This is a genomic window from Novosphingobium sp. TK71 (genome assembly GCF_055361505.1).
Genome location: NZ_CM143962.1, coordinates 35,746 through 55,890 on the forward strand (window position 1 = coordinate 35,746; position 20,145 = coordinate 55,890).

At 67.0% G+C, this 20,145-nt stretch carries 18 protein-coding genes; 6 read left to right on the plus strand and 12 right to left on the minus strand.

Features of this window, described 5'->3' with window-relative positions:
• Nucleotide 1: 1 nt before the first annotated feature.
• On the minus strand, nt 2–1,015 hold the full coding sequence (locus ACXJ16_RS00175; RefSeq protein ID WP_463920955.1) for an alpha/beta hydrolase: 1,014 nt from the start codon (nt 1,013–1,015) through the stop codon (nt 2–4).
• A 59-nt stretch (nt 1,016–1,074) separates the two neighbouring features.
• Nucleotides 1,075–3,957 (minus strand): TonB-dependent receptor, encoded by a 2,883-nt coding sequence (locus ACXJ16_RS00180; RefSeq protein ID WP_463920956.1) that lies wholly within the window; start codon nt 3,955–3,957, stop codon nt 1,075–1,077.
• 309 nt (nt 3,958–4,266) lie between these two features.
• Here ACXJ16_RS00180 and ACXJ16_RS00185 point away from each other — a divergent pair, with 309 nt between their 5' ends.
• Together ACXJ16_RS00185 and ACXJ16_RS00190 are read left to right on the plus strand one after the other, a co-directional pair.
• Nucleotides 4,267–5,610, plus strand: coding sequence for a pectate lyase family protein (locus ACXJ16_RS00185; RefSeq protein WP_054439181.1), 1,344 nt, complete (start codon nt 4,267–4,269; stop codon nt 5,608–5,610).
• 17 nt (nt 5,611–5,627) lie between these two features.
• Nucleotides 5,628–6,020, plus strand: coding sequence for a cupin domain-containing protein (locus ACXJ16_RS00190; protein WP_221937061.1), 393 nt, complete (start codon nt 5,628–5,630; stop codon nt 6,018–6,020).
• Between the two features lie 49 nt (nt 6,021–6,069).
• On the opposite strand, the gene ACXJ16_RS00195 is transcribed toward ACXJ16_RS00190, so the two are convergent.
• The 5 genes from ACXJ16_RS00195 to ACXJ16_RS00215 all read right to left on the minus strand — a co-directional run bounded on the left by ACXJ16_RS00195 (nt 6,070) and on the right by ACXJ16_RS00215 (nt 11,661).
• Nucleotides 6,070–7,632, minus strand: a complete 1,563-nt coding sequence (locus tag ACXJ16_RS00195) for a carboxylesterase/lipase family protein (protein WP_463920957.1) — start codon at nt 7,630–7,632, stop codon at nt 6,070–6,072.
• Nucleotides 7,633–7,700: 68 nt separating this feature from the next.
• Nucleotides 7,701–8,711 carry a sugar kinase gene (locus ACXJ16_RS00200; RefSeq protein ID WP_463920958.1) on the minus strand — a complete coding sequence of 337 codons (1,011 nt, stop codon included), beginning with the start codon at nt 8,709–8,711 and terminating at the stop codon, nt 7,701–7,703.
• A gap of 14 nt (nt 8,712–8,725) precedes the next feature.
• Nucleotides 8,726–9,496: a 2-dehydro-3-deoxy-D-gluconate 5-dehydrogenase KduD gene (gene kduD / locus ACXJ16_RS00205; protein WP_054439183.1), complete on the minus strand. Its 771-nt coding sequence runs from the start codon at nt 9,494–9,496 to the stop codon at nt 8,726–8,728.
• A 155-nt stretch (nt 9,497–9,651) separates the two neighbouring features.
• Nucleotides 9,652–10,488 carry a 5-dehydro-4-deoxy-D-glucuronate isomerase gene (gene kduI / locus ACXJ16_RS00210; protein WP_054439186.1) on the minus strand — a complete coding sequence of 279 codons (837 nt, stop codon included), beginning with the start codon at nt 10,486–10,488 and terminating at the stop codon, nt 9,652–9,654.
• 138 nt (nt 10,489–10,626) lie between these two features.
• Nucleotides 10,627–11,661: a LacI family DNA-binding transcriptional regulator gene (locus ACXJ16_RS00215; protein ID WP_463920959.1), complete on the minus strand. Its 1,035-nt coding sequence runs from the start codon at nt 11,659–11,661 to the stop codon at nt 10,627–10,629.
• Nucleotides 11,662–11,799: 138 nt separating this feature from the next.
• Between ACXJ16_RS00215 and ACXJ16_RS00220 the strand changes: the two genes are divergently transcribed.
• From ACXJ16_RS00220 to ACXJ16_RS00230, 3 genes are all read left to right on the plus strand, one after another.
• Complete coding sequence (locus ACXJ16_RS00220; protein WP_463920960.1) at nt 11,800–13,302, plus strand: UxaA family hydrolase; 1,503 nt, start codon at nt 11,800–11,802, stop codon at nt 13,300–13,302.
• Between the two features lie 92 nt (nt 13,303–13,394).
• Nucleotides 13,395–14,213, plus strand: coding sequence for a 2-keto-4-pentenoate hydratase (locus ACXJ16_RS00225; RefSeq protein WP_463920961.1), 819 nt, complete (start codon nt 13,395–13,397; stop codon nt 14,211–14,213).
• A 56-nt stretch (nt 14,214–14,269) separates the two neighbouring features.
• Nucleotides 14,270–15,565 (plus strand): MFS transporter, encoded by a 1,296-nt coding sequence (locus ACXJ16_RS00230; protein WP_054439196.1) that lies wholly within the window; start codon nt 14,270–14,272, stop codon nt 15,563–15,565.
• 72 nt (nt 15,566–15,637) lie between these two features.
• Here ACXJ16_RS00230 and ACXJ16_RS00235 read toward each other — a convergent pair whose 3' ends face one another.
• The 5 genes from ACXJ16_RS00235 to ccmA all read right to left on the minus strand — a co-directional run bounded on the left by ACXJ16_RS00235 (nt 15,638) and on the right by ccmA (nt 19,739).
• Nucleotides 15,638–16,084, minus strand: a complete 447-nt coding sequence (locus ACXJ16_RS00235; protein ID WP_054439199.1) for a hypothetical protein — start codon at nt 16,082–16,084, stop codon at nt 15,638–15,640.
• 435 nt (nt 16,085–16,519) lie between these two features.
• Nucleotides 16,520–17,143: a carboxymuconolactone decarboxylase family protein gene (locus tag ACXJ16_RS00240; RefSeq protein WP_463920962.1), complete on the minus strand. Its 624-nt coding sequence runs from the start codon at nt 17,141–17,143 to the stop codon at nt 16,520–16,522.
• A 50-nt stretch (nt 17,144–17,193) separates the two neighbouring features.
• A complete protein-coding gene (locus tag ACXJ16_RS00245) occupies nt 17,194–18,360 on the minus strand; it encodes a sulfotransferase family protein (RefSeq protein WP_463920963.1) in 1,167 nt (388 codons plus the stop codon).
• A gap of 114 nt (nt 18,361–18,474) precedes the next feature.
• The gene (locus tag ACXJ16_RS00250; protein WP_054439205.1) at nt 18,475–19,134 is read right to left on the minus strand and encodes a heme exporter protein CcmB; all 660 of its coding nucleotides are present in this window, start codon (nt 19,132–19,134) and stop codon (nt 18,475–18,477) included.
• Entirely contained in the window at nt 19,131–19,739 is a 609-nt protein-coding gene (ccmA, locus tag ACXJ16_RS00255; RefSeq protein ID WP_463920964.1) for a heme ABC exporter ATP-binding protein CcmA, read from the minus strand. Before ccmA ends, ACXJ16_RS00250 begins: the two co-directional genes overlap by 4 nt.
• A gap of 89 nt (nt 19,740–19,828) precedes the next feature.
• Here ccmA and ACXJ16_RS00260 point away from each other — a divergent pair, with 89 nt between their 5' ends.
• Nucleotides 19,829–20,128, plus strand: coding sequence for a 4a-hydroxytetrahydrobiopterin dehydratase (locus ACXJ16_RS00260; RefSeq protein WP_454797642.1), 300 nt, complete (start codon nt 19,829–19,831; stop codon nt 20,126–20,128).
• The last annotated feature ends 17 nt before the right edge of the window (nt 20,129–20,145 follow it).

Sequence of the window (20,145 nt, forward strand, 5' to 3'; positions counted from 1 at the left end):
TCTAGGCAAGACCCACCGAGCGCGCCCAGGCGCGCCAGAGTTCGGGCCATGCCTCGACCGGCTTGCCGATCGTGCCGCGCAGGCCGAAGCCGTGGCCGCCCTGCGCGAAGAGGTGGGTTTCCACCGGAACGCCTTGCGCCTTGAGCGCGGCGCGCAGCCGCAGGCTGTTGTCCACCGGAACGGCGGGATCGTCCTCCGCGTGGAGCAGGAAGTGCGGCGGCGCGCCTTTGGGAACCGTGCGGTCCGGTGAGTGCGCGGCCTCCATTTCCGGCGTGGGAGAAGAGCCGAGCAGCAGCCTGCGCGAGCCCGCGTGAGCGACGGCGGGGTCCATCGAGACCACCGGATAGATCGGGGCTGCGCAGAAGGGGCGGGCGGAAAGCCTGTCCGCCGCGTCGACCGGCTTGTAGACCTGGGCGTCGTAGCGGGTGGAGAGGCTGGCGCAGACATGGCCGCCGGCCGAAAAGCCCATGGCGGCAACACGCTCCGGCTGCACGCCGTAATCCTTGGCGCGGTGGCGGATCAGGCGGATGGCGCGCTGGGCATCGGCCAGCGGCACGTCCTGCCGATCGGCCCAGCCCTCGCCCGGCAGGCGGTAGAACAGGACGAAGGCGGTGAAGCCGCGCGCGGCGAGCCAGCGGGCCATCTCGTAGCCCTCCTTGTCGATGACGACGAGGGCATAGCCGCCGCCCGGCGTGATGAGCACGGCCGCGCCATTGGGGCGGTCCGGCCGGAACACCACCATGCGCGGGCGGGTGGTCCCGGTAACGGAACGGTCGTTGACCTGCCCGTTGGTGGAGCGTTCGGTGACGGTTTCCAAAGGAGGAGTGGCGGGCATTCCCGGCGCGCCGCGGGGCCACAGGTCGATGGTCTCGCCGGGTTCGGGCAATCCCGCAGGCGGAGACCGGGTGCTGTCGAAAGGTGCTGCCGTCTGCGCTTGCGCGGTTCCAGCCGTCAGCCCCGGCAGGAGGCCCGAGGCAAGGGAAGCCGCCATGAACGATCGGCGGTCGATGGTCATGGCGGCTTCCTCTTCGTTGCTTTCAGTTCACTTCATTCGGCATTGCTGCCGGGCAAAGGTCAATACTTCAGGCGCGCGCCGAACAGGATGGTGCGGCCGAAGTGGTTGTTCTCGTAATTGCGCTGCGCGTAGATGTCGTTGGTGCGGTAGCGATATTCGTCGGTCAGGTTGTTGCCGTCGATCGACAGTTCCATCCATTCGGTCGCCTGATAGCGGATCGCCGCATCGACGCTGGTGTACGAACCGTAACCCTCGAAGATATTGCCGGTCGCGCTGGTGGCGTCGCTGAACGGGCCGCGATAGCTGACCGAGCCGCGGATGCTGAACTTGCCGTCGTCGTAATAGAGCGTGGCGTTCCAGGCCTTCTTCGACACGCCCAGCAGGGTGTTGTTGTAGATCGCCGAGACGCCGGAGAGGCCGCAGGCATTGGTCGTCGGGTTGCGGGTGCAGGCGGAAACGGCCGGACCGGTGATCTGGTAGTCCGCGCTGCTGTCGATGAAGGTGGCGTTGCCCTGGAAGCCGGTGTGGCTGAGGATGCCCGGCAGGAAGGTGAAGGGCAGTTGCAGCGCCAGTTCCACGCCCTTGAGCGTCGCGCCCTTGCCGTTGACCTGGGCGGAGACGATGTACTCCTGGTTCGGGTCGTAATTGATGTAGGCAGGCGTGCTCTGCCCCAGCACGTCGCGGCCAAGGCCGAGCTGCGGCAGCGTGGCGGTATAGGTGCCCGCAACCGGGAAACTCTCGATCTTCTTGATGAAGCCCGCCACAGAAACCAGCGCCTGCGGTGCGAAGTACCATTCAACCGAGGCGTCGAAATTGGTTGCCCGGTAGGGGTTGAGGAACGGATTGCCGAAGGTCACGCGGTAGTTGAACCCGTCGACCGAGCCGCCGGGGTTGAGGTTGCCCAGCGAGGGGCGCGTGATGACCTTGGCGATCGCGCCGCGCACGATCACGTCATGGCGCGGGTAGAACGCGATGTTCATTGCCGGCAGCCAGTCGTCGTAGCTGCGCCCAACGGTCGCGGCTACGCCTGCGGTGTAGCCGGTAGAGGTCTGCTTGGTATGAGCGTAGCGAACGCCGGCATTGCCCGCGAATTCGAGGCCGAGGATATCGCCCTTGACGTCGAACTGGAGGTATCCGCCCGAGGTTTCCTCGCGCACGCGGCGATTGTTCCCGAGATCCTCGACGGCCGTACGGGCATAGAGATTGGTGTAGTTCGCCGCCTTGTCGATGTCGGCCACGATCCACGAACTGGTGGTGCCGCCCGGCTGTCCGGCGTCACCGAGATTGATGAGGCGCGAGATGTCGGAGGTGACGGGCAGGCCGTAGACGCTGGACGAGCAGGTCACCTGGCCCAGGATCAGGTCCGGCTGGCCGTTGGTGGCGCAGGCGGCGGTGTCACGCTGGAACAGCTGCGTACGGAAGTCGTAACGACGCCAGACGCCGCCCGCCTTCACGGTGAAGCCGTCCGCCATGTCCCATTCGGTGCGCAGCTGGGCGGTCTTGAACTTGTTCTTCACGTAGGACGGACGGTCGCGGATTTCGGCGAGCTGGAAATTCGCCGGATTGGTCACGTCCAGACCGTAGTTCAGCACCGGCGACTTCATGTCGGAATAGTCGAAGTCGAAACCGTTCGCGTTGCGGTTGTCGTAGGCGAAAGTGGTTTCCACCGGGATGTCGGCGTTCGACTGCGAGAAACCGCCCAGCGCCGTGAAGCGGAAGGTGTCGGTCACGTCCTGGTCCCAGGTCGCGCCGAACTGGTAGAATTCGGTCTCCGACTTGCGCAGGTAGCTTTCGGTGCGGACCCAGGCATTGTCGTAAGTGCCTGCGATCATCGTGCCCTTGTCGTCGTAGACCGGGTCCACGAGGTTGAAGCGGCGTTCGTTCGAGCGGGCGAGGACTTCCAGCCACTGTTCCGAACGGTTTTCCTTGAACGAGGAATAGAGGCCGTCGATCGAGAGCTTGGTGCGGTCGGTCGGTTCGAACTGGATCGAGCCGGTCAGGCCGAGACGGCGGCGGTCATGCTCGACCTTGCCGTAGCGCGGGATGCGGGCGTGGAACGAGAGCGCTGCCGCGTCGCAGGCTTCGGAAGGACGGTAGCCGCCGCCGGAGTTCACCGGGTTGCCGCCGGTCGGGCCGACGTCCGAATAGAAGCAGGGCGTGCCGTTCACCGAGTTGAAGTAGGCCTGCGACCAGCGGACGGTGTTGTTGCCGGTTTCCAGCGTATCGGTGTGCGAATAGGCCGCCGAAAGGTTGACGCCGAAAGTGCCGGCATCGTTGCGCCAGGACAGCAGGCCGGCAAGGCGCGGGCCGACGTTCTTGGACAGGTCGTTGTAGGAACCCTGCATGTTGAGCACGGCGGAAAGACCGGCCTTGCCCGCCAGCGGATTGCCGGTGTTGAGATCGACCACGGCGCCCAGCGAGCCTTCGTCGAGGCTGGCTTCGGCGGTCTTGTGGACCACGAGGCTGCTGAACAGTTCCGAGGCGAAGACGTTGAAGTCGAACGCGCGGTCGCGGTTGGCGGAAGCGCCGTCGGAGCTGGTCGCGATCGTTTCGAGGCCGTTCACGCGGACGCGGGTGAACTGGGCGCCAAGGCCGCGCACGGTGATTGCCCGGCCTTCGCCGCCGTCACGCTGGATCGAGATGCCGGGGATGCGCTGGAGCGATTCGGCAAGGTTCTGGTCAGGGAACTTGGCCATGTCCTCGGCGACGACGGCATCGACGGCGCTGACGGATTCGCGCTTCACGTTGAGCGCGGCTTCGAGCGACTTGCGGAAACCGGTCACGATGATTTCCTGCGCGGCGGTGCCGTCTTCCGTCGCGGTCTGGCCTGCGGTATCCTGTGCGAAGGCTGCGTGCGGCAATGCCAGCGCACTGCCCGCGACGAGAGCTGCCTTCAGTAGCGAAATCCTCGAAACATGAACCTTGGAAATATTCAGGCGCATGATCACTCCCCCTGTAGCCGTTGTGGCCTTCATGGCCGTTTTGGCCAATTGATACCGGTGTCAGAGGTGTTCGCGCCTTTGGCGCTTCCCTTCTCCGGCACCTGCTCCCGGCGTCTTGCAACGCCATCCTCCACGCCTTGTCGGCGCACGTCTTCCGAACCGCGTATCGTCGTTTCATTGCGACCGTCAGTTCGTTCTTGCCGGTCTTGGTAACCGGTGTCATTAGTTATTGCCGCAGGGACAGCGCCCTGTCAAGAACCCCTGTGAGAAGCAGGTCAACGGGAGAGCACAGTGAAAGAAAAGAGGCAGATGAGCCGTCTTACCCTCACGGTTTCGGCCGCAATTCTGGCGATTTCGGCGGTCCCGCAGCTGGCCGGCGCGCAGGCCGCAGACCCGACCCGGGGCGGCGACGGCGGGCGAATCATTCGCGTCACGACCCTGGCCAAGGACGGCCCCGGATCGCTCAGGGAAGCGGTCGAGGCGAAGGGCAAGCGCACCGTGGTGTTCGAAGTGGGCGGGGTGATCGACCTTGAACGCTCGGTCATGGAAATCGACGAGCCCTACCTCACCATCGCCGGACAGACCGCGCCTTCGCCGGGCGTGACCATCGTTCGCGGCGGGATCGATCTCAAGGGGCACGACGTCAAGATCAGCCACCTTCGCGTGATGACCGGGGTGGACGGCCAGCCCAAGCTTTCCGGCTGGGAGGCGGACGCCTTCTCCACCGTTGCCGCGCATAACGTGGTGGTGGAGCATTGCAGCTTCTTCTGGGCGATCGACGAGAACATGTCGACTTCCGGGCCGCGCTTCAACGGCAACACCGTGAAGGAATGGCGCGCGGCGACCAGCCATGACGTGCTGTTCCGCGAAAACCTCGCAGCCGAAGGCCTGGCCGATGCCAGCCATCCCAAGGGCGAGCATTCCAAGGGCTCGCTGGTGCACGACAATGCCACCGGCATCGTCTTCTACCGCAACGTCTGGGCCCACAACATGGAGCGCTCGCCGCTGGTGAAGGGCGGCGCGCAGGTGCTCATGGTCAACAACATGATCTACGATCCCGGCCACCGCGCGGTGCACTACAACCTGATGAACCTCGAATGGGCGGGGCATCCCTATGTCACCGGCGAGATCACGGCCGTGGGCAACGTCATGCGTGCGGGCAACACCACTGCGCCGGGTCTGCCGTTCCTGACCCTGGGCGGCGACGGGGATCTTGCCTGGTTCAGCAAGGACAACATCAACGTGGATCGCTGGGGCAATCCCGCGCCGATGCTGGGCCGCTACGGCGTGACCAAGGCGAAAGTGATCGAATCGCCGCAGCCGCTCGCCAGCCTCGATGGCTACAAGGTGGTCCCGGCCGCCGATCTCGAGACCGGGCTGCTGGCCTCGGTCGGCGCCCGCCCGTGGGACCGTGCGCCTGACGATATCCGCGTGCTGTTCTTCGTCGCCGAAGGACGCGGCGAGGTGATCGACGACGAGAAGGTGGTTGGCGGCTATCCCCATCCGGCGCCGACTCGCGCCGCCTTCGTGGAGAAGGACTGGAACCTTGCGACGATGACGCCGAAATCGGGGATCTATCCGGGCCAGAAGGCAGGGGCGCAGGAAAAGCTCTCTGCCCGCGACAAGGAAATGCGCGAAGGGGCGGCGAAGTGATCGCGGCCCTGCTGCTGATGGCCGCATCCGCCACGGGCGCGCCGCCGATGGCCGTGATCGACGAGAAGGACACCGTGCGCGAGGAAGCCCCTCCGCACGGCGCCATCGGCATGAGCACGGCCTACCGCATCTCCGATGCCGCGCCCGCGCCGCGCACGATGGAATTCCGCCGCCGCGTGCTTCACAAGGGGGCGGCGATCGGCGAGCATCCCATCGCGCATGACGAGGTGTACTATGTGCTCTCGGGCGAGGGTGAGGTGGTTTCGGATGGAAAGCGCGCGGCGCTCCGGCCGGGGATGACGGCCTATCTCTACAACGGCGCGGTCGTCGGCATCTGGCAGAAGGGCGACGAGCCGCTTTCGCTGGTGATCGCCTATCCCAATCCGCCGGGTTCCGCCGGGAAGAAGTGAAAGGGTGCGCAGGGGAGTATCGCGCTCCCCTGCCGCACTTGCGGCGGCTTCAGGTTCCCGGCTGCACATAGGGCGCCGTGGCCCACAATTCCCGCTGCCAGCCGCGCGGGTCGTTCTCCACGCGGACATTGTCCCCGAACACCATGGTCTGGCGGGAGGGCAGGGCGTAGGCCGCCCAGTCCGCGATGCCCGGCCGTCCTGTCCTGGCGAGCCCGGCGAAGGCCCCCATCATCGCCTTGCTCAAGGCCTGCGCGCCTGCGTCCGTGCCTGAAAAGCTGCCCGGCGCATCGAGCGTGCCGAAGACGTAGGGAATGTCATCGGTATGCGCCGCGCCGCGCAGCGGATCGACTGGAGAGGGGCGTTCGAGCTGATAGACCCAGGTTTCCCGCGCACCTGCCTTCGCGCGTTCGTCGGCCTCGATGACTTGCCCCGGCCATGAGCGACCCGCCGTGGTGGCGGCGTAATAGACCTGTTCGACGCTCCAGCCCGGCTCATGGGCACGGTAGCGGTCCACCACCCATTGCGGGTCGAGATCGATCTTCACCTCGCGGCTCATCCGCTCGGCCAGGTTGCCCCAGTCCAGCCCCTTCAGCTTGCTGCCGCGCGGGTCGAGGAAGGCGCGGGTTTCATCGTGGGTATTGCCCAGGATCATCGGCACGCCGAGCGACTGCGGCGCGGCGTCCGGCCAGAACGGATGGCGCGGCAGGTTGGTCATGTCGAGCACCGGGCCGAAATAGACCGGGCCGCCCATGACCGGATCGGTGGCGGCAAGGCCCTCCACCAGGCGTTCCACGGGCATCGTCCGCAAACCCTCGACATCGCCGGGCGCCAGCTTCAGCGCCGCCATGAGCGCCTGCGTGCGGGCCCAGGCGTGCATCGGCCCGCTGGCCTGCACCTGCTGGCCGCTCATGGTGGCGGCGGTGTGGAACAGCCCTTGCGCGGCCGGCATGGCCATGAGCGTGGCGATCTTGGCGCCGCCGCCCGACTGGCCGAACACCATGATCCGTGCCGGGTCTCCGCCGAACTGCGCAATATGTTCGCGCACCCATTGCAGGGCGAGGATCAGGTCGAGCTGGCCGAGGTTGCCGCTGTCGGCATAGCGGGGGCCGAAAGGTCGCAGCCAGGCATGGCCCAGCGCGTTGAGCCGGTGATTGACGGTGACGACCACCACGTCGCCCCCGGCCGCCAGCTTGGCGCCGTGGGTAAGCGGATCGGTGACCGAGCCGGTCGTATAGGCGCCGCCGTGGAAGTAGACCATGACCGCGCGCTTCGCGGCAGGGTTCGCTTCGGGTGTCCAGACGTTGAGGAAAAGGCAGTCTTCGGACTGACGCTCGCTACCGGAGCCGCGTTGCGGGCAGATCGGCGCGAAATTCCGGGCTTCGACGCGCGGACCGGACCAGGGTTCGGCGACGGCGCGGGCAAAGCGCGGCGCGCGGCCGTAGCGGATGCCCTTGAAGGCGAGCACGCCCTGTTCGGCAAGGCCGAGGTAGCGCCCCGCCACCGGGCTGTCGGCACGCGCGGAGGGGCGGGCGAGAAGCGGCGCAGGGGCGATCGCGGCAAGCGTCGCGGCGGACTTTACGAGAGTGCGGCGCGTGATGTGTCTGGCCGTCATGGCAGTGCCTCTTCCCCCGGCGCCGTCCCGGATCATGTCCGGGGCGACGCAAACGCATCAGCTTCCGGTCACCGCCGCACGTCGCCCCCGGCGATCGAGAACGCTTCCAGTTCCGCCCGGCCGATCAGGCTCATGTCGCCGTGCAGCGAATGCTTGAGCACCGTATAGGCGAGGCCGGCATGGGCCATGGCCGAAAGGTCGCCGCCTTCCAGCCACTGGTGCAGCACGCCCGCCGCGAAGGCATCGCCGGTGCCGATGCGATCGACGATGCCGGTCACGTCGGCCTCGGCCGTCTGCGCCGCGCCGTCGCGGCCGTCCACGCGGGCGGCGATGCGGTGATGCCCGGCGTTGACGACATGGCGCGCCGTGGAGGCGATGATCTGGAGGCCCGGGAAGGCCGCGAAGGCGGCCTCGGCAGCCTCGCGGCGGCGGTCTTCACCGTCGCCCGAGAAGGTGCCGCCCAGCAGCAGCGAGATGTCGCGGTGATTGCCGATCATCACCGTGGCCGCGCTGACCAGTTCGGTGAGCACTTCGCGCGGGTTGCTGTCCCAGCTTTCCCACAGCAGCGCGCGGTAATTGCCATCGAAGCAGATCGGCACGCCGGCTTCCTGCGCGGCGCGCACCGCGGCCCTGGCGAGCGAGACGCCGCCCGGCCCGAGTGCGGGCGTGATGCCGGAAAGGTGCAGCAGCCGCGCGCCGTCCAGCGCGGCGGCAAAGTCGAAATCGTCCACCGAGGACTGCGCGAAGGCACTGCCGGCGCGGTCGTAAGTGATCGCGGAAGGACGCAGCCCGGCGCCGGTTTCGAGGAAGTAGAGCCCCATGCGGCCCGGCCCGGAGGTGACGCCGGAAAGGCCGATCCCCGCCGAGCCCAGCGCGGCGCGGGCCTTGTCGCCCAGCGGGTTGGCGGGCAGGCGCGAGACCAGGCGGACCTCGTGGCCGAGCGAGGCGAGCCCCGAGGCGACATTGGCTTCCGCCCCGCCCACCACCATGTCGAGCGAATCCGACTGGACCACGAGCCGTGCATCATGCGTGGCGAAACGGATGAGAACTTCGCCGAAGCAGGTAACGTGGCCAGTCATAGTCTTGGTAATCCTCAGCGCGCGAGCCAACCGCCGTCTACGGCGAGGACGTGGCCTGTAACATAATCCGCAGCCGGGGAAGCAAGAAACACGGCGGCGCCGGCGATGTCGCGGGGATCACCCCAGCGGCCGGTGGGAATGCGCTCCAGGATCTGGCGGTTGCGCGTCTCGTCGCCCTGAAGGGCTGCGGTGTTGTTGGTGGAAATGTAGCCCGGAGCGATGGCGTTGACCTGCACGCCCCTGGGCGCGAGTTCGTTGGCCATGGCCTTGGTCACGCCGCCCACGCCCGACTTCGCCGCCGCATAGCTCGGCACGCGGATGCCGCCCTGGAAGGTGAGCAGAGAGGCGATGTTGACGATCTTGCCCCGGCTACCACCAATGGCGCCCCGCTCCACCATGCCCTTCGCCGCTGCCTGGCTGAGGAAGAACAGGGTCTTGAGGTTGGTGTCCATCACCGCGTCCCAGTCCTCTTCGGAGAACTGCAGCAGGTCGTCGCGGCGGATGATCCCGGCGTTGTTGACGAGGATATCGATCTTGCCGAGCCCGGCCACCGCTTCGTCGATCACGCGGCCCACGGGCTCGATCGAGGAGAGGTCGGCCTTGATGTTCACGCACTTGCGGCCGGTCGCTTCGACCAGCGCAATGGTTTCCGCCGGTTCGCTGCGCCCGGCAAGGGCCACGTCGGCGCCGGCTTCGGCGAGTGCCACGGCAATGGCCTGTCCGATCCCGGTGTTGGCGCCGGTCACGAGCGCGGCCTTGCCTTCGAGGCTGAAGGAAATCGCCATAGTCTGTCCTGTCCCAATCTGATCGTGCCGGCGGGTGCGGTTTCGCACCGTTGGCTCCGCGTTCGGCATCGACTTCGTCGTTGCGGGCGTGGCTCCGTCGCTCCGCTCCTCGCCGATGACGAGGGGCGCGACGGAGCCGCGTCCGAACGGATACCCTACTGAAGCTGGCAGATATCCAGCACGTTCATGTCGGTATAGTCGAGGTTTTCCCCGCCCATGGCCCAGATGAACGCGTACTTCTTGGTGCCCGAACCCATGTGGATCGACCACGGCGGGCTGATGACGGCCTCTTCGTTGGCGATCACGATGTGGCGCATCTGGTCGGGCTCGCCCATGTAGTGGAAGATGCGGTCGTTCTCTTCGGGCAGTTCGAAGTAGAGGTAGATCTCGCTGCGGCGGTCATGAAGGTGCGGCGGCATCGTGTTCCACACCGAACCTTCTTCCAGCACGGTGAGGCCCAGCAGCAGCTGCGCGCTTTCGCAGACGCCGGGGATGACGAGCTGGTAGATCGTGCGCTGGTTCGAATTGGCCAGATCGCCGCGGGCCAGCGGGTTCGCTTCGGCCAGCGTGATCAGCTTGATCGGGCAGGCCTTATGCGCGGGGACCGAGGCGATGTAGAAGCGCGCGGTCTCACCCTCGAAGATCACCTCGTCCGAGCCCATCGGCACGTAGAGGCATTCCTTGTTGCCCACCTCGAAGCGCTGGCCGTCGACCGTGATCGCGCCGGGGCCGCCGATGTTGGTGATGCCGGCTTCGCGGCGCTCCAGGAAGGGCTTGCCTTCCGCGCTCTTGGGAACGGTCTGCGCGGGCAGCTTCAGCGGACCCTGCGAAGGCACCGCGCCGCCGATCACGAAGCGTTCGTTGTGCGAATAGTTGAGGTTGACCTTGCCGTCCTCGAACATGCCGCCGACGAGGTAGCGATCGCGCAGTTCCTCGTTGGAGACGCACTCCATCATGTCGGGATGGGTGGCGTGGTAGGTCTTGCAGAACACGGGGGCTCTCTCCCTTGTGGAATTCAGTTCCGTATGGTGGGACGCTATTGCGTTTCAGGTCAAGTCTTATCCGGCTTTGGTAACCGGTGTCAATGTCCTGCGGGGCGTGTTTGTCCCCATGTGCCTGAACGGCGGCGCTCAGCGGTCCGGGGAGGGCGGCGCCACCGAGGCGCGGCGCACGAGGTCCGAGAGGAACAGCGATGGCTGCGAAGCGGCGCTGGTCGGTTCGATCAGCTTGCGGGCGGCGGCGGTCGCCATCGGCACGATCGGCCAGCGCACCGTGGTCAGCGGCGGCCAGATATGCGCGGCGATGGCGGTATCGTCGAAGCCGATGATGGAAAGCTGCTCGGGCACCGAAATGCCCTTCGCCCGCGCCGCATGAAGCACGCCGGCGGCCATCTCGTCGTTGCTGGAGAAGATCGCCGTGGGGCGCGGCTCGGCGGACAGCAGGCGCTCCCCCGCGGCAAGGCCCGATTCGAAGCGGTAGTTGCCCCGCGCGGTGATGGCCGGGTCCGGTTCGAGGCCGGCGCCGGCAAGCCCGTCGGTAAAGCCCAGTTCGCGCTCGTGAGCGGAGCGGAAGCCTTCCGGCCCGGCGATGAAGCCGATGCGCTTGTGGCCAAGGCTCACCAGCCATGCCACCGCCTCGCGCACGGCATGACGGTCGTTCGAGGCGACCAGGTGCTTGTCGTCATCCAGACGGGCCGAACCCATGCGGACCAGCGTGCAGCCAAGCTCGCGGCAGACGGCGGCGAGGCCGTCGTTCTCGGAGATCGGCGGCAGCAGCAGCACGCCGTAGAGGCGCTGCTGCTCGATGAAGCGGCGGATGTCCTCCAGCATCGTGGGGGAATGGCGGTCCACCGGGCGGACCACCAGCGCGAACTCGGTGTCGCGGATCGCGTCCAGAATGCCTTCCTGCACGCCCAGCACCATCTGCGCGTTGGGGTTGTCGTGGATCAGGCCGATCAGGAAGTTGCGCCGCAGCGCCAGCGCGCGGGCCTGCGGGTTGGGCACATAGCCGATTTCGGCGATCACCGCTTCGACCTTCTCGCGCGTGGCCTGGTTCAGCAGGGGCGACTTGTTGATGACGCGGCTGACGGTCTTCTTCGACACGCCGGAGAGCCGGGCGACGTCGTTGATGGTGGGCTTGGCGTCGCGTTTGTGTTCTTCCGGCATCCTCGCCCCTTTTGACGGACCGCTTGCGGTTTCGCCGATCTGTTGTCAGCCGCTTGCCTTCTTGCTTGCGGAAAGGCAAGATGACACCGGTTTCCTTTTCTTGGAAGTCCTCAATTCCGCGCTAACTCCGGTCCTACGATGCCTTCAGAAATCCCCGCCTCGATTCGTATCCACCCCCGCGACACCGTGGCCGTCGCGCTGCGCCCGCTCGCCTCTGGCGAAGTGGTGGACGGCCTCGCGCTGCGCGAGGACGTGGGGCAGGGGCACAAGTTCGCCCTCGCCGATATCGCGGCAGGGGACACGGTGGTGAAGTACGGCCAGCCGATCGGCCGCGCCACGCAGGCGATCCCGGCGGGCGGCCATGTCCACACCCACAATGTGGAAACCGCGCTGGCCGGCGAGCTCGCCTACGCGCCCCACCCCGGCGAAGCGCAGGCCCATGGCCCGCGTGCGGGAACCGACCTGACATGGCAGGGCTATTTGCGCGCCGACGGCCGCGCGGCGACCCGCAACGAGATCTGGATACTGCCCACGGTCGGCTGCGTCGGCATGACCGCCGAACAGGTCGCCCGCGAGGCGCAGGGCCGCCATGCGGCGCTCATCGCGGCGGGCCGGATCGACGGCGTGCATGCCTTCGCGCACCCGCACGGCTGCTCGCAGCTTGGCGACGATCTCGACGGCACCCGCGCCCTGCTCGCCGGGCTTGCCGCCAGCCCCAATGCGGCGGGCGTGCTGCTGCTTGGGCTTGGCTGCGAATCCAACCAGCTCGATGCGCTGGTTGCGGCGGTGCCGGTATGGGCGCGGTCCAAGCTGCGGATGCTTTCCAGCCAGTCCGCCGGGAACGAGATCGAGGAAGCGGGCCGGCTGGTGGACGAACTGGTCGAGGAAGCGGCCCGCGCCCGCCGCGTCGAACTGCCGCTTTCGGCCCTGACCATTGGGCTCAAGTGCGGCGGTTCGGACGGCTTCTCGGGGCTCACCGCCAATCCGCTGCTGGGTCGGCTTTCGGAAACGATCTCGGACGCGGGCGGCAAGGCGATCCTCACCGAGATTCCCGAGATATTCGGCGCCGAACAGGCCCTCCTGGACCGTGCGACCTCGCGCGAGGTGTTCGAGGCGGCGGCCGGCCTCGTGAACCGTTTCAAGCGCTATTATCTCGACCAGGGCCTGCCGGTTTCGGAGAACCCCTCGCCGGGCAACCTTGCGGGCGGGATCACCACGCTGGAGGAGAAATCGCTGGGCGCGGTCCAGAAGGCGGGTTCCGCGCCGCTGTGCGACGTGATCGATTACGGCGGTCAGGCCAGCGTGCCGGGCGTCACCCTGCTGGAGGCGCCGGGCAACGATGCGGTGTCCTCCACCGCGCTCGCCGCTTCGGGGGCGACCCTGGTGCTGTTCACCACCGGACGCGGCACGCCGCTGGGCTTCCCGGTGCCGACGGTGAAGGTCTCCTCCAACCGCCGCCTGTCCGAGGCCAAGCCGCACTGGATCGATTTCGACGCCTCGATCGCGCTCGATCTCGGGCAGGATGCTGCCGATGCCGCTTTCCTCCAGCGGATCTGCGCGATCGCCAGCGGGGAGGCCACGGCCTCGGAGCGCGGCGGCCAGCGCGCCATCGCGGTCTGGAAGCGCGGCGTAACCCTCTGAACGGCTGAGGCAGCACCCGCGCGGCCAAGTATCGATTTGCTTATGACACCGGTTTCCTTTAACGACGAAATCAGAACAACGAAGGGTTTGGGATGAGTTCGACCGAACAGGCTCCCCACGAACAGGCACACGCGGTTGCGAGTGCATTCGTGGCGGCACGACGCGAGAAACGCGCATTGACGATCTACCCCGGAGAGGCGCCTACCGACCTGTCGGGCGCCTATGCCATCCAGGACCGCGCCATCGGCCTTGACGGCCGCACGGTGGCCGGCTGGAAGGTCGGCAGGATCAACGCCCCCGAAGACGCGCGCCTCGGCGCGAACCGGCTGTCCGGGCCGATCTTCGCGGACAGCGTGGTCACGGCAAGTTCGGGTGAAGCGCCCGAGATGCCCGTCTTCGCGCAGGGCTTTGCCGCTGCCGAGGCCGAATTCCTCCTGCATGTCGCGCCCGGCTGGAACGGCACGGTGCCGGCGGACGACGCGGAGACGCGCAAGGTTCTCGATGCCGTCCATATCGGCATCGAAGTGGCCAGCTCGCCTTATCCCGGCATCAATGCCGACGGCCCGCCGGTGACGATCTCCGATTTCGGCAACAACGCAGGCATGGTCGTCGGGCCGGCCCTCGAAGGCTGGGAAACCGCCACCTTCGAGACCATCGGCGTCCGCTTCGAGATCGACGGCGAAACCATCGCCGAGGCAACCACGGCAACGATGCTCGACGGCCCCCTCGGCGCGGTGCGCTTCCTGCTGGCGAACCTTTCGGCCCGCGGCATCGATTGCAGCGGCGGCACCTGGGTTTCGACGGGCGCGGTTACCGGGGTCCACCCGGTCGTGCCGGGGCAGGGCGTGACCGCGCACTTCGAAGGCCATGGCAGCGTGAGCTGCCGGATCGCGGCGGCGGTGCCCGCCTGACAGGACAGATCGATCGGCAGGCCCACAAGAACGCCGCCGAAAAGGGAGCAGGATCAATGGATGCAGGTATCGCTGGAACGGCCAAGGTAGACCGGACCGGCCTTCACCCCACCGCCGGCCGCTATCGCTGGACGATCGTCGCGCTGCTCTTCGCGGCCACGGCGATCAACTATATCGACCGCCAGATGATCGGCGTGCTCAAGCCGACGCTGGCGGGCGAATTCCACTGGAGCGAAAGCGACTTCGCGGAAATCGTCTTCTGGTTCCAGCTTGCCTACGCCATCGGCTACCTCTCGTTCGGCAAGGTGGTCGATGCACTGGGCGCGCGGCTGGGCTACACCATCGCCATCGTCATCTGGACGGTGAGCCACATGGCGCACGGCTTCGCTTCGGGGCTGACCTCGTTCGCCGCCGCCCGCTTCGGCCTGGGGATCGGCGAATCGGGCAACTTCCCGGCCGGTATCCGCGCCGTGACGGACTGGTTCCCGCAGAAGGAACGCGCCTTCGCCATCGGCCTGTTCAATGCCGGGGCCAATGTCGGCGCCATTCTCACGCCGCTGATCGTGCCGCTGCTGGTGCTCTGGTTCGACTGGCGCATGGCGTTCTTCGTCACCGGCATCTTCGGCGTGCTGTGGCTGGGCGCATGGTGGGCGATCTATCGCCATCCCGGCGAGCATGGCCGCGTCACCCCGGCCGAACTCGCCTGGATCCAGCAGGACCCCGCCGATCCGGTCGAGAAGATCGGCTGGGCGCGCCTGCTCACCGTGAAGGAGACCTGGGCCTATGCGCTCGGCAAGTTCCTGATCGACCCGATCTGGTGGTTCTTCCTGTTCTGGCTGCCCGGCTACCTGTTCGAGCGCTATGACCTCGATCTCAAGACCTTCGGCCTGCCGCTGGCGGGGATCTACCTGATTTCCGATCTCGGCAGCGTCGGCGGCGGCTGGCTGTCCTCGAAGCTCATCAAGGCGGGCCGCACGCCCAACTTCGCCCGCAAGATCACGATGCTGATCTGCGCGGTCTGTGTCCTGCCGATCTGGTTCGCGCAGAGCATCGACAGCGTGTGGTCCGCGGTGCTGGTGATCGGGCTGGCCACGGCGGCGCACCAGGCGTTCTCGGCCAACCTCTACACGCTGCCTTCCGACGTGTTCCCGCGCGGTGCGGTGGGCTCGGTGGTCGGCATCGGCGGCACCGTGGGCGCTTTCGGCGGCATGGGGATGGCGCTTTTCGCAGGCTACATCCTCGACGCCACGCACAGCTACGAAGTGCTCTTCGCGATCTGCGCCAGCGCCTATCTGGTGGCGCTGCTGGTGGTCCACCTGCTCAGCCCGAGACTGGCGCCTGCCCAGGTCTGACGGGGGCAGGCCCTGACAGGCCGGTCATCGCGAGAAGGAAGCGGGGGGCCTTGTGCCCCCCGTTTTGCATCTTCAGTCGCGGACGTTCTTCGCCTCGATCGTCTCGCCGGGGAAAATCCCGGCAATGGCCATCGCCGCGCCGAGCTTGGAGAGCGTTTCCAGCATGTCGCCCACGCTGTCCTCGGAAATCACCAGTTCCAGCGTGTCACGGGTTTGCTGGGCGCCCCGGTCACGCAGCGAGGTGATGAGTTCGAGGATCACAGCCTCGTGCTCGGAAACGTGGCTGCAGGCCATCGGGCAGAACGCGAAGGTTTCCAGCGCGTCGCGGTTGAACAGCAGCATCGCGCGGTGGAAGGGCTGGAGGCCGCCGATCATCCGCCACTTGGCGAAAGCGGGGGCCAGAGCCTGTGCCGGGCACTGGCGGCGGCCCAGCGTAGTGACCCAGGCGCGCATGGACCAGACGAGGAAGCGGCAGCCCTCGTCGAGCGAATTCAGGGGGCGATCGACGTACTGATACATGCCTGGTTCTCCATGGGCTTGTATTTGCGAATGATTATCATTAGCTATGTGTACGCAGCTTGTCTTGCCCGTCAAGCCTGCACCAAGGACCTAGGGCCGGCGCTTGTCATGGGGCGCCTGCCTGCCCTTCCTGTCGACTGGGCCGGGGCGATTTCACGCCATGCGCGAGAAACCGCCCCGGCCCATTTTTTACCCTGAAATCCATAGGTTTTCCCTCGGTTCTGCCGGGGATATACCGGCATTTTCCACAGGACTGTCCACGCGGCCGCCGCCGACGAGCCGTGCAGAAAAACGGGTGATATTCCACGCATGAAAAGGCCGCCGTCCGGGTCGGACGACGGCCTGCGAATCGGGGTGATTCGGGAGCGATTCGAATCGCCGAATCGGGAACCCGCAGGCGCCCGCCTTCGGCAAGGGCGCCTGCGAATCGCGCCTCTAGCGGTAGTCGAAACCGCCCTTGGGCTGAATTTTCAGGGAATTCTGCTGCATCGCCGTCATCAGATAGGCGCCGATCAGCATCGGAAGCTCCAGCATCTGCTTCTCATCCCAGGTCTTGGCCAGCACGTCCCAGGTCGAATCGCTGACGCAGTGGTCGGCCACGAGTTCCTCTACCGCGCGCAGCATGGCCGATTCGTGTTCGCTCCACCCCGGAGCGGCGGAACCGGCGATCACCCGGTCGATATCCTCGCCATCGATGCCGAAGGCCTTGCCGATATCCACATGTTCGCACCATTCGAACGGCGCGCGGGCCAGCAGGGCAAGGCGCAGGATCATCAGTTCGCGTTCGCGGCCGGGGATCGTGCCCTTTGCTGCCAGTTCGATGCCAAGGACCATCTGCCCCTTGAACATGCCGGGATGGCGCAGGGTGATGAGGCTGACATCGGGGAAGGGGCGGCTTTCGGGAATATGGAAGGCGGCGCGAATCGCGTCGACCTGCTCCTGCCCCTCGGGGCTCACCTCATCGAGCCGCAGCGGCGTGTAGCGCGGCCCGCCGAGGATCGTCTGCGCCTCGCGCGCGGCGGCGTCGAACTGCACCGGGCCGCTGATTACTTCGCTCATTGTTGTCACCTGTGGTTTGGCCCCTGGTCGGGCCCGTGGTTTGATATGCGTCATGCCGCCTCGTCGAACGGGGCCCAGCGCTCCATCCGCGCGAGATATTCGCCGAAGTGTTCGCGTATCGCGGCGGGTTCGAGCCCGAAAAGCGCCGGATCGGGCTTGGCCATGCGCTCGCCGTTCTCGTTCGAGGTCCACCACACGGCCATCGCCCGCGCGAACTCGGGGGAGACCGGCTCGCCCAGCCAGTCGTAAAGGCCGCGGACCTCGCCGATCGGATCGTGGAGCATCGCGCGGAAATGGATATCGTGGAACCGATGGTCCCCTCCGGCATCGCGAAAGGCGATCGCGCGCCGCATCGCCTCTGACCAGCACCGCAGGTTGAGCTCGCCGAGATAGCCATGGTCGAGCGTGTCGCTGAACTTGCCGATGATGTCGGCATAGACGGTGGCCACCGAGAGGATCACCTCGCTCGGATCGCGATGCGTCATGACGAAGCGGGCATCCGGATAGGCCGAAACCAGCGCATCCAGATAGAGCATGTGCGTAGGGGCCTTGAGCCGCCAGGGGCGGCTGGGCTGACGCCACTGGAGCAGTTTCAAGGTGCGTTTGTGGTAGGCGTAGGTGCCGTTCAGGTCGGCCTGCATCAGCCAGTCGGAATAGCGGGGAATCCGGGCAAATGCCTGGAAGATCTGGCTCTTGAAATCGAGCGCCATGAGGTCTTGGCACTCCATGGCGCCATCGATCCCGCTGGGGGTACGGGTGCCGCCCTTGAGGTTTTCGTCGGCGGTGCTGGCGGAGACGCCGCGGCGCGGATCGGGGCCTTCGACGGTGCCGGGCGGCGGGCAGGGGCGGCTGCTTTCCCAGACGCGCAGGTAGCGGATCGCCGGGTCGCTGGAGAGCAGGTAGGACAGCGCCGAGGAGCCGGTGCGCGGCAGGCTCACCCCGAACAGCGGTGCGCGGATTTCCTCGTCCTCGATCTCGGGATGGCGGCGATACCAGTCCTCGATTTCCAGTCGTTGCTTGAGGTGAAGGACGATCCGCTCGGCAAGAGCGCTGGCGCCCAAGGCATTCAGCTGCGCTTCGCGGTTTAAGGAATCGACAAGAATTTCGAGGCCTTCGCGAAATCCGTCGTCACCGAAATCGTCAAGGCCGGTTTCCGTTCGGGCCCGGTCGATCAGGTCCCTGTATCCTTGGATCCCCCCCTGAACCATGCGTTCCATCGGCTTCTCTCCCCAGCGCCCGGTTCTTGCCGGATCGGGGCGGCACTATGCGAGGGGTGAGAGCGCGGCGCCAACCGCCGTGGCGATGAAACCGGGCCGGGAAAACCGGCCGGTTCAGCCCCGCGCCGCCCGCACGGCCGCGCCGCCTGCGAAGGGGGCGATGGCGAGCAGGACGAGGCTGGCCGCCGCCGTGAGCGCGAGGCCGCTTTCTCCGCCCGTCCCGAGGCTTCCTGCGCCGAAGATCAGCACCGGAACGGCCATCGGGATGACCAGCAACCCGCCCAGCGCTGCACCGCCGCGCAGCCCTGCCGTCAGGGCTGCGACGGTGACGCCCAGCGCCGCAAGGCCGGGGGTTCCGGCCAGCAGGCCGATCTCGACGAGCAGCAGGGTATGCCGCTCCAGCCCCAGCAAGGCCCCGGCAGGCAGGGCGGCGAGCATGAGCGGGGGGCCGAAGCTCAGCCAGTGAGCGAGCACCCGCACCGCGATCACCAGTTCCTCCGAAATCCCGCGCAGGGCCCATTGGTCGAACAGGCCCATCTCGATGTCCGGCTCTACCAGCCGGTCAAGCGGCAGGATCGCGGCGAGCAGGGCCGCCACCCAGATCACCCCGCCCCCGGTCCGCGCCAGCAGCGGCGCGTCGGGGCCGACGGCGAAGGGATAGAGCATGGCGACCGAGAGAAAGAACAGCACCGGCAGCAGCGCCCCGCCGCCGCGTCCGCCCAGCAGCAGACGGGCAAGGTCGCGCCGCAGCAGGGACCAGAAACGCCCGGTCATGCAGCGTACTCCGCCAGCGCCAGACCGCGCATTCCCGGCAGCGCGAAAGGCTGGTGCGAGGCGATCACCGCAATTCCTCCGGCCGCGCAATGCTTGGCGGCGAGCGTTTCGGTGAGCGCCGCGGCATGGGTGTCCAGCCCGTTGAGCGGCTCGTCGAGCAGCCAGATCGCAGCTTTCTGTCCGAGCAGCCGGACCAGGGCGGCGCGCTTCTTCTGCCCGGTCGAGAGATAGCGCACCGGAACGTCGAGCAGCCCCGTGAGGCCGAGGCGGGTGAGATGATCGGCCTGCTCTTCGCCCGGCCGGTTGCCATCATCGGGGCTGGCGTCGATCCGCCGCCAGAATGCGAGCGCCGCGCCAAGGGTCTGGCCGGGATCCAGCGCCGGGCGTTCGTCCACCAGGCCGATCGAGCCGCTGGTTGCGACTCGCCCGGCATAAGCCGGCGCCAGACCCGCAACGATGCGCAGGAGGCTTGATTTGCCGATGCCGTTGCTGCCGGTCACCTGAAGCGCCTCGCCGTCCTCAAGCCGCAAGGAGACGCCGCGAAACAGCAGCCTGTCGCCGCGACGGCAGGCGAGATCGTCGATCGCGATGGAGGCCCCTTGCATGGGCTGACGCGATAGTGGAAAGGCCCTCCAGTGCCAAGTTGGTCAAGGCTCTTTTCAGGGCCGAGTTGCCGCCGATGGAGCCTTTCATCATGTCGATTGCCCGCCTCACCGATGCCGAACTGCGCGAAGCGCTGGCCGGATTGCCCGCCTGGCACTTGCGCGAGGACGGTCTTGCCATCGTGCGCAAGCTGAAATTCGCCGACTTCAACGAGGCTTTCGGCTTCATGACCCGCGTGGCGATCCAGGCAGACAAGGCCGATCACCACCCCGAGTGGTTCAATGTCTACAACCGCGTCGAGATCACGCTGACCACGCACGATGCCGCGGGCCTGAGCCGCCGCGACGTGGAACTGGCGCGCTTTATCGACGCTGCCGCCCCCGACGCCTGAACGGTCGGGGCGGATGT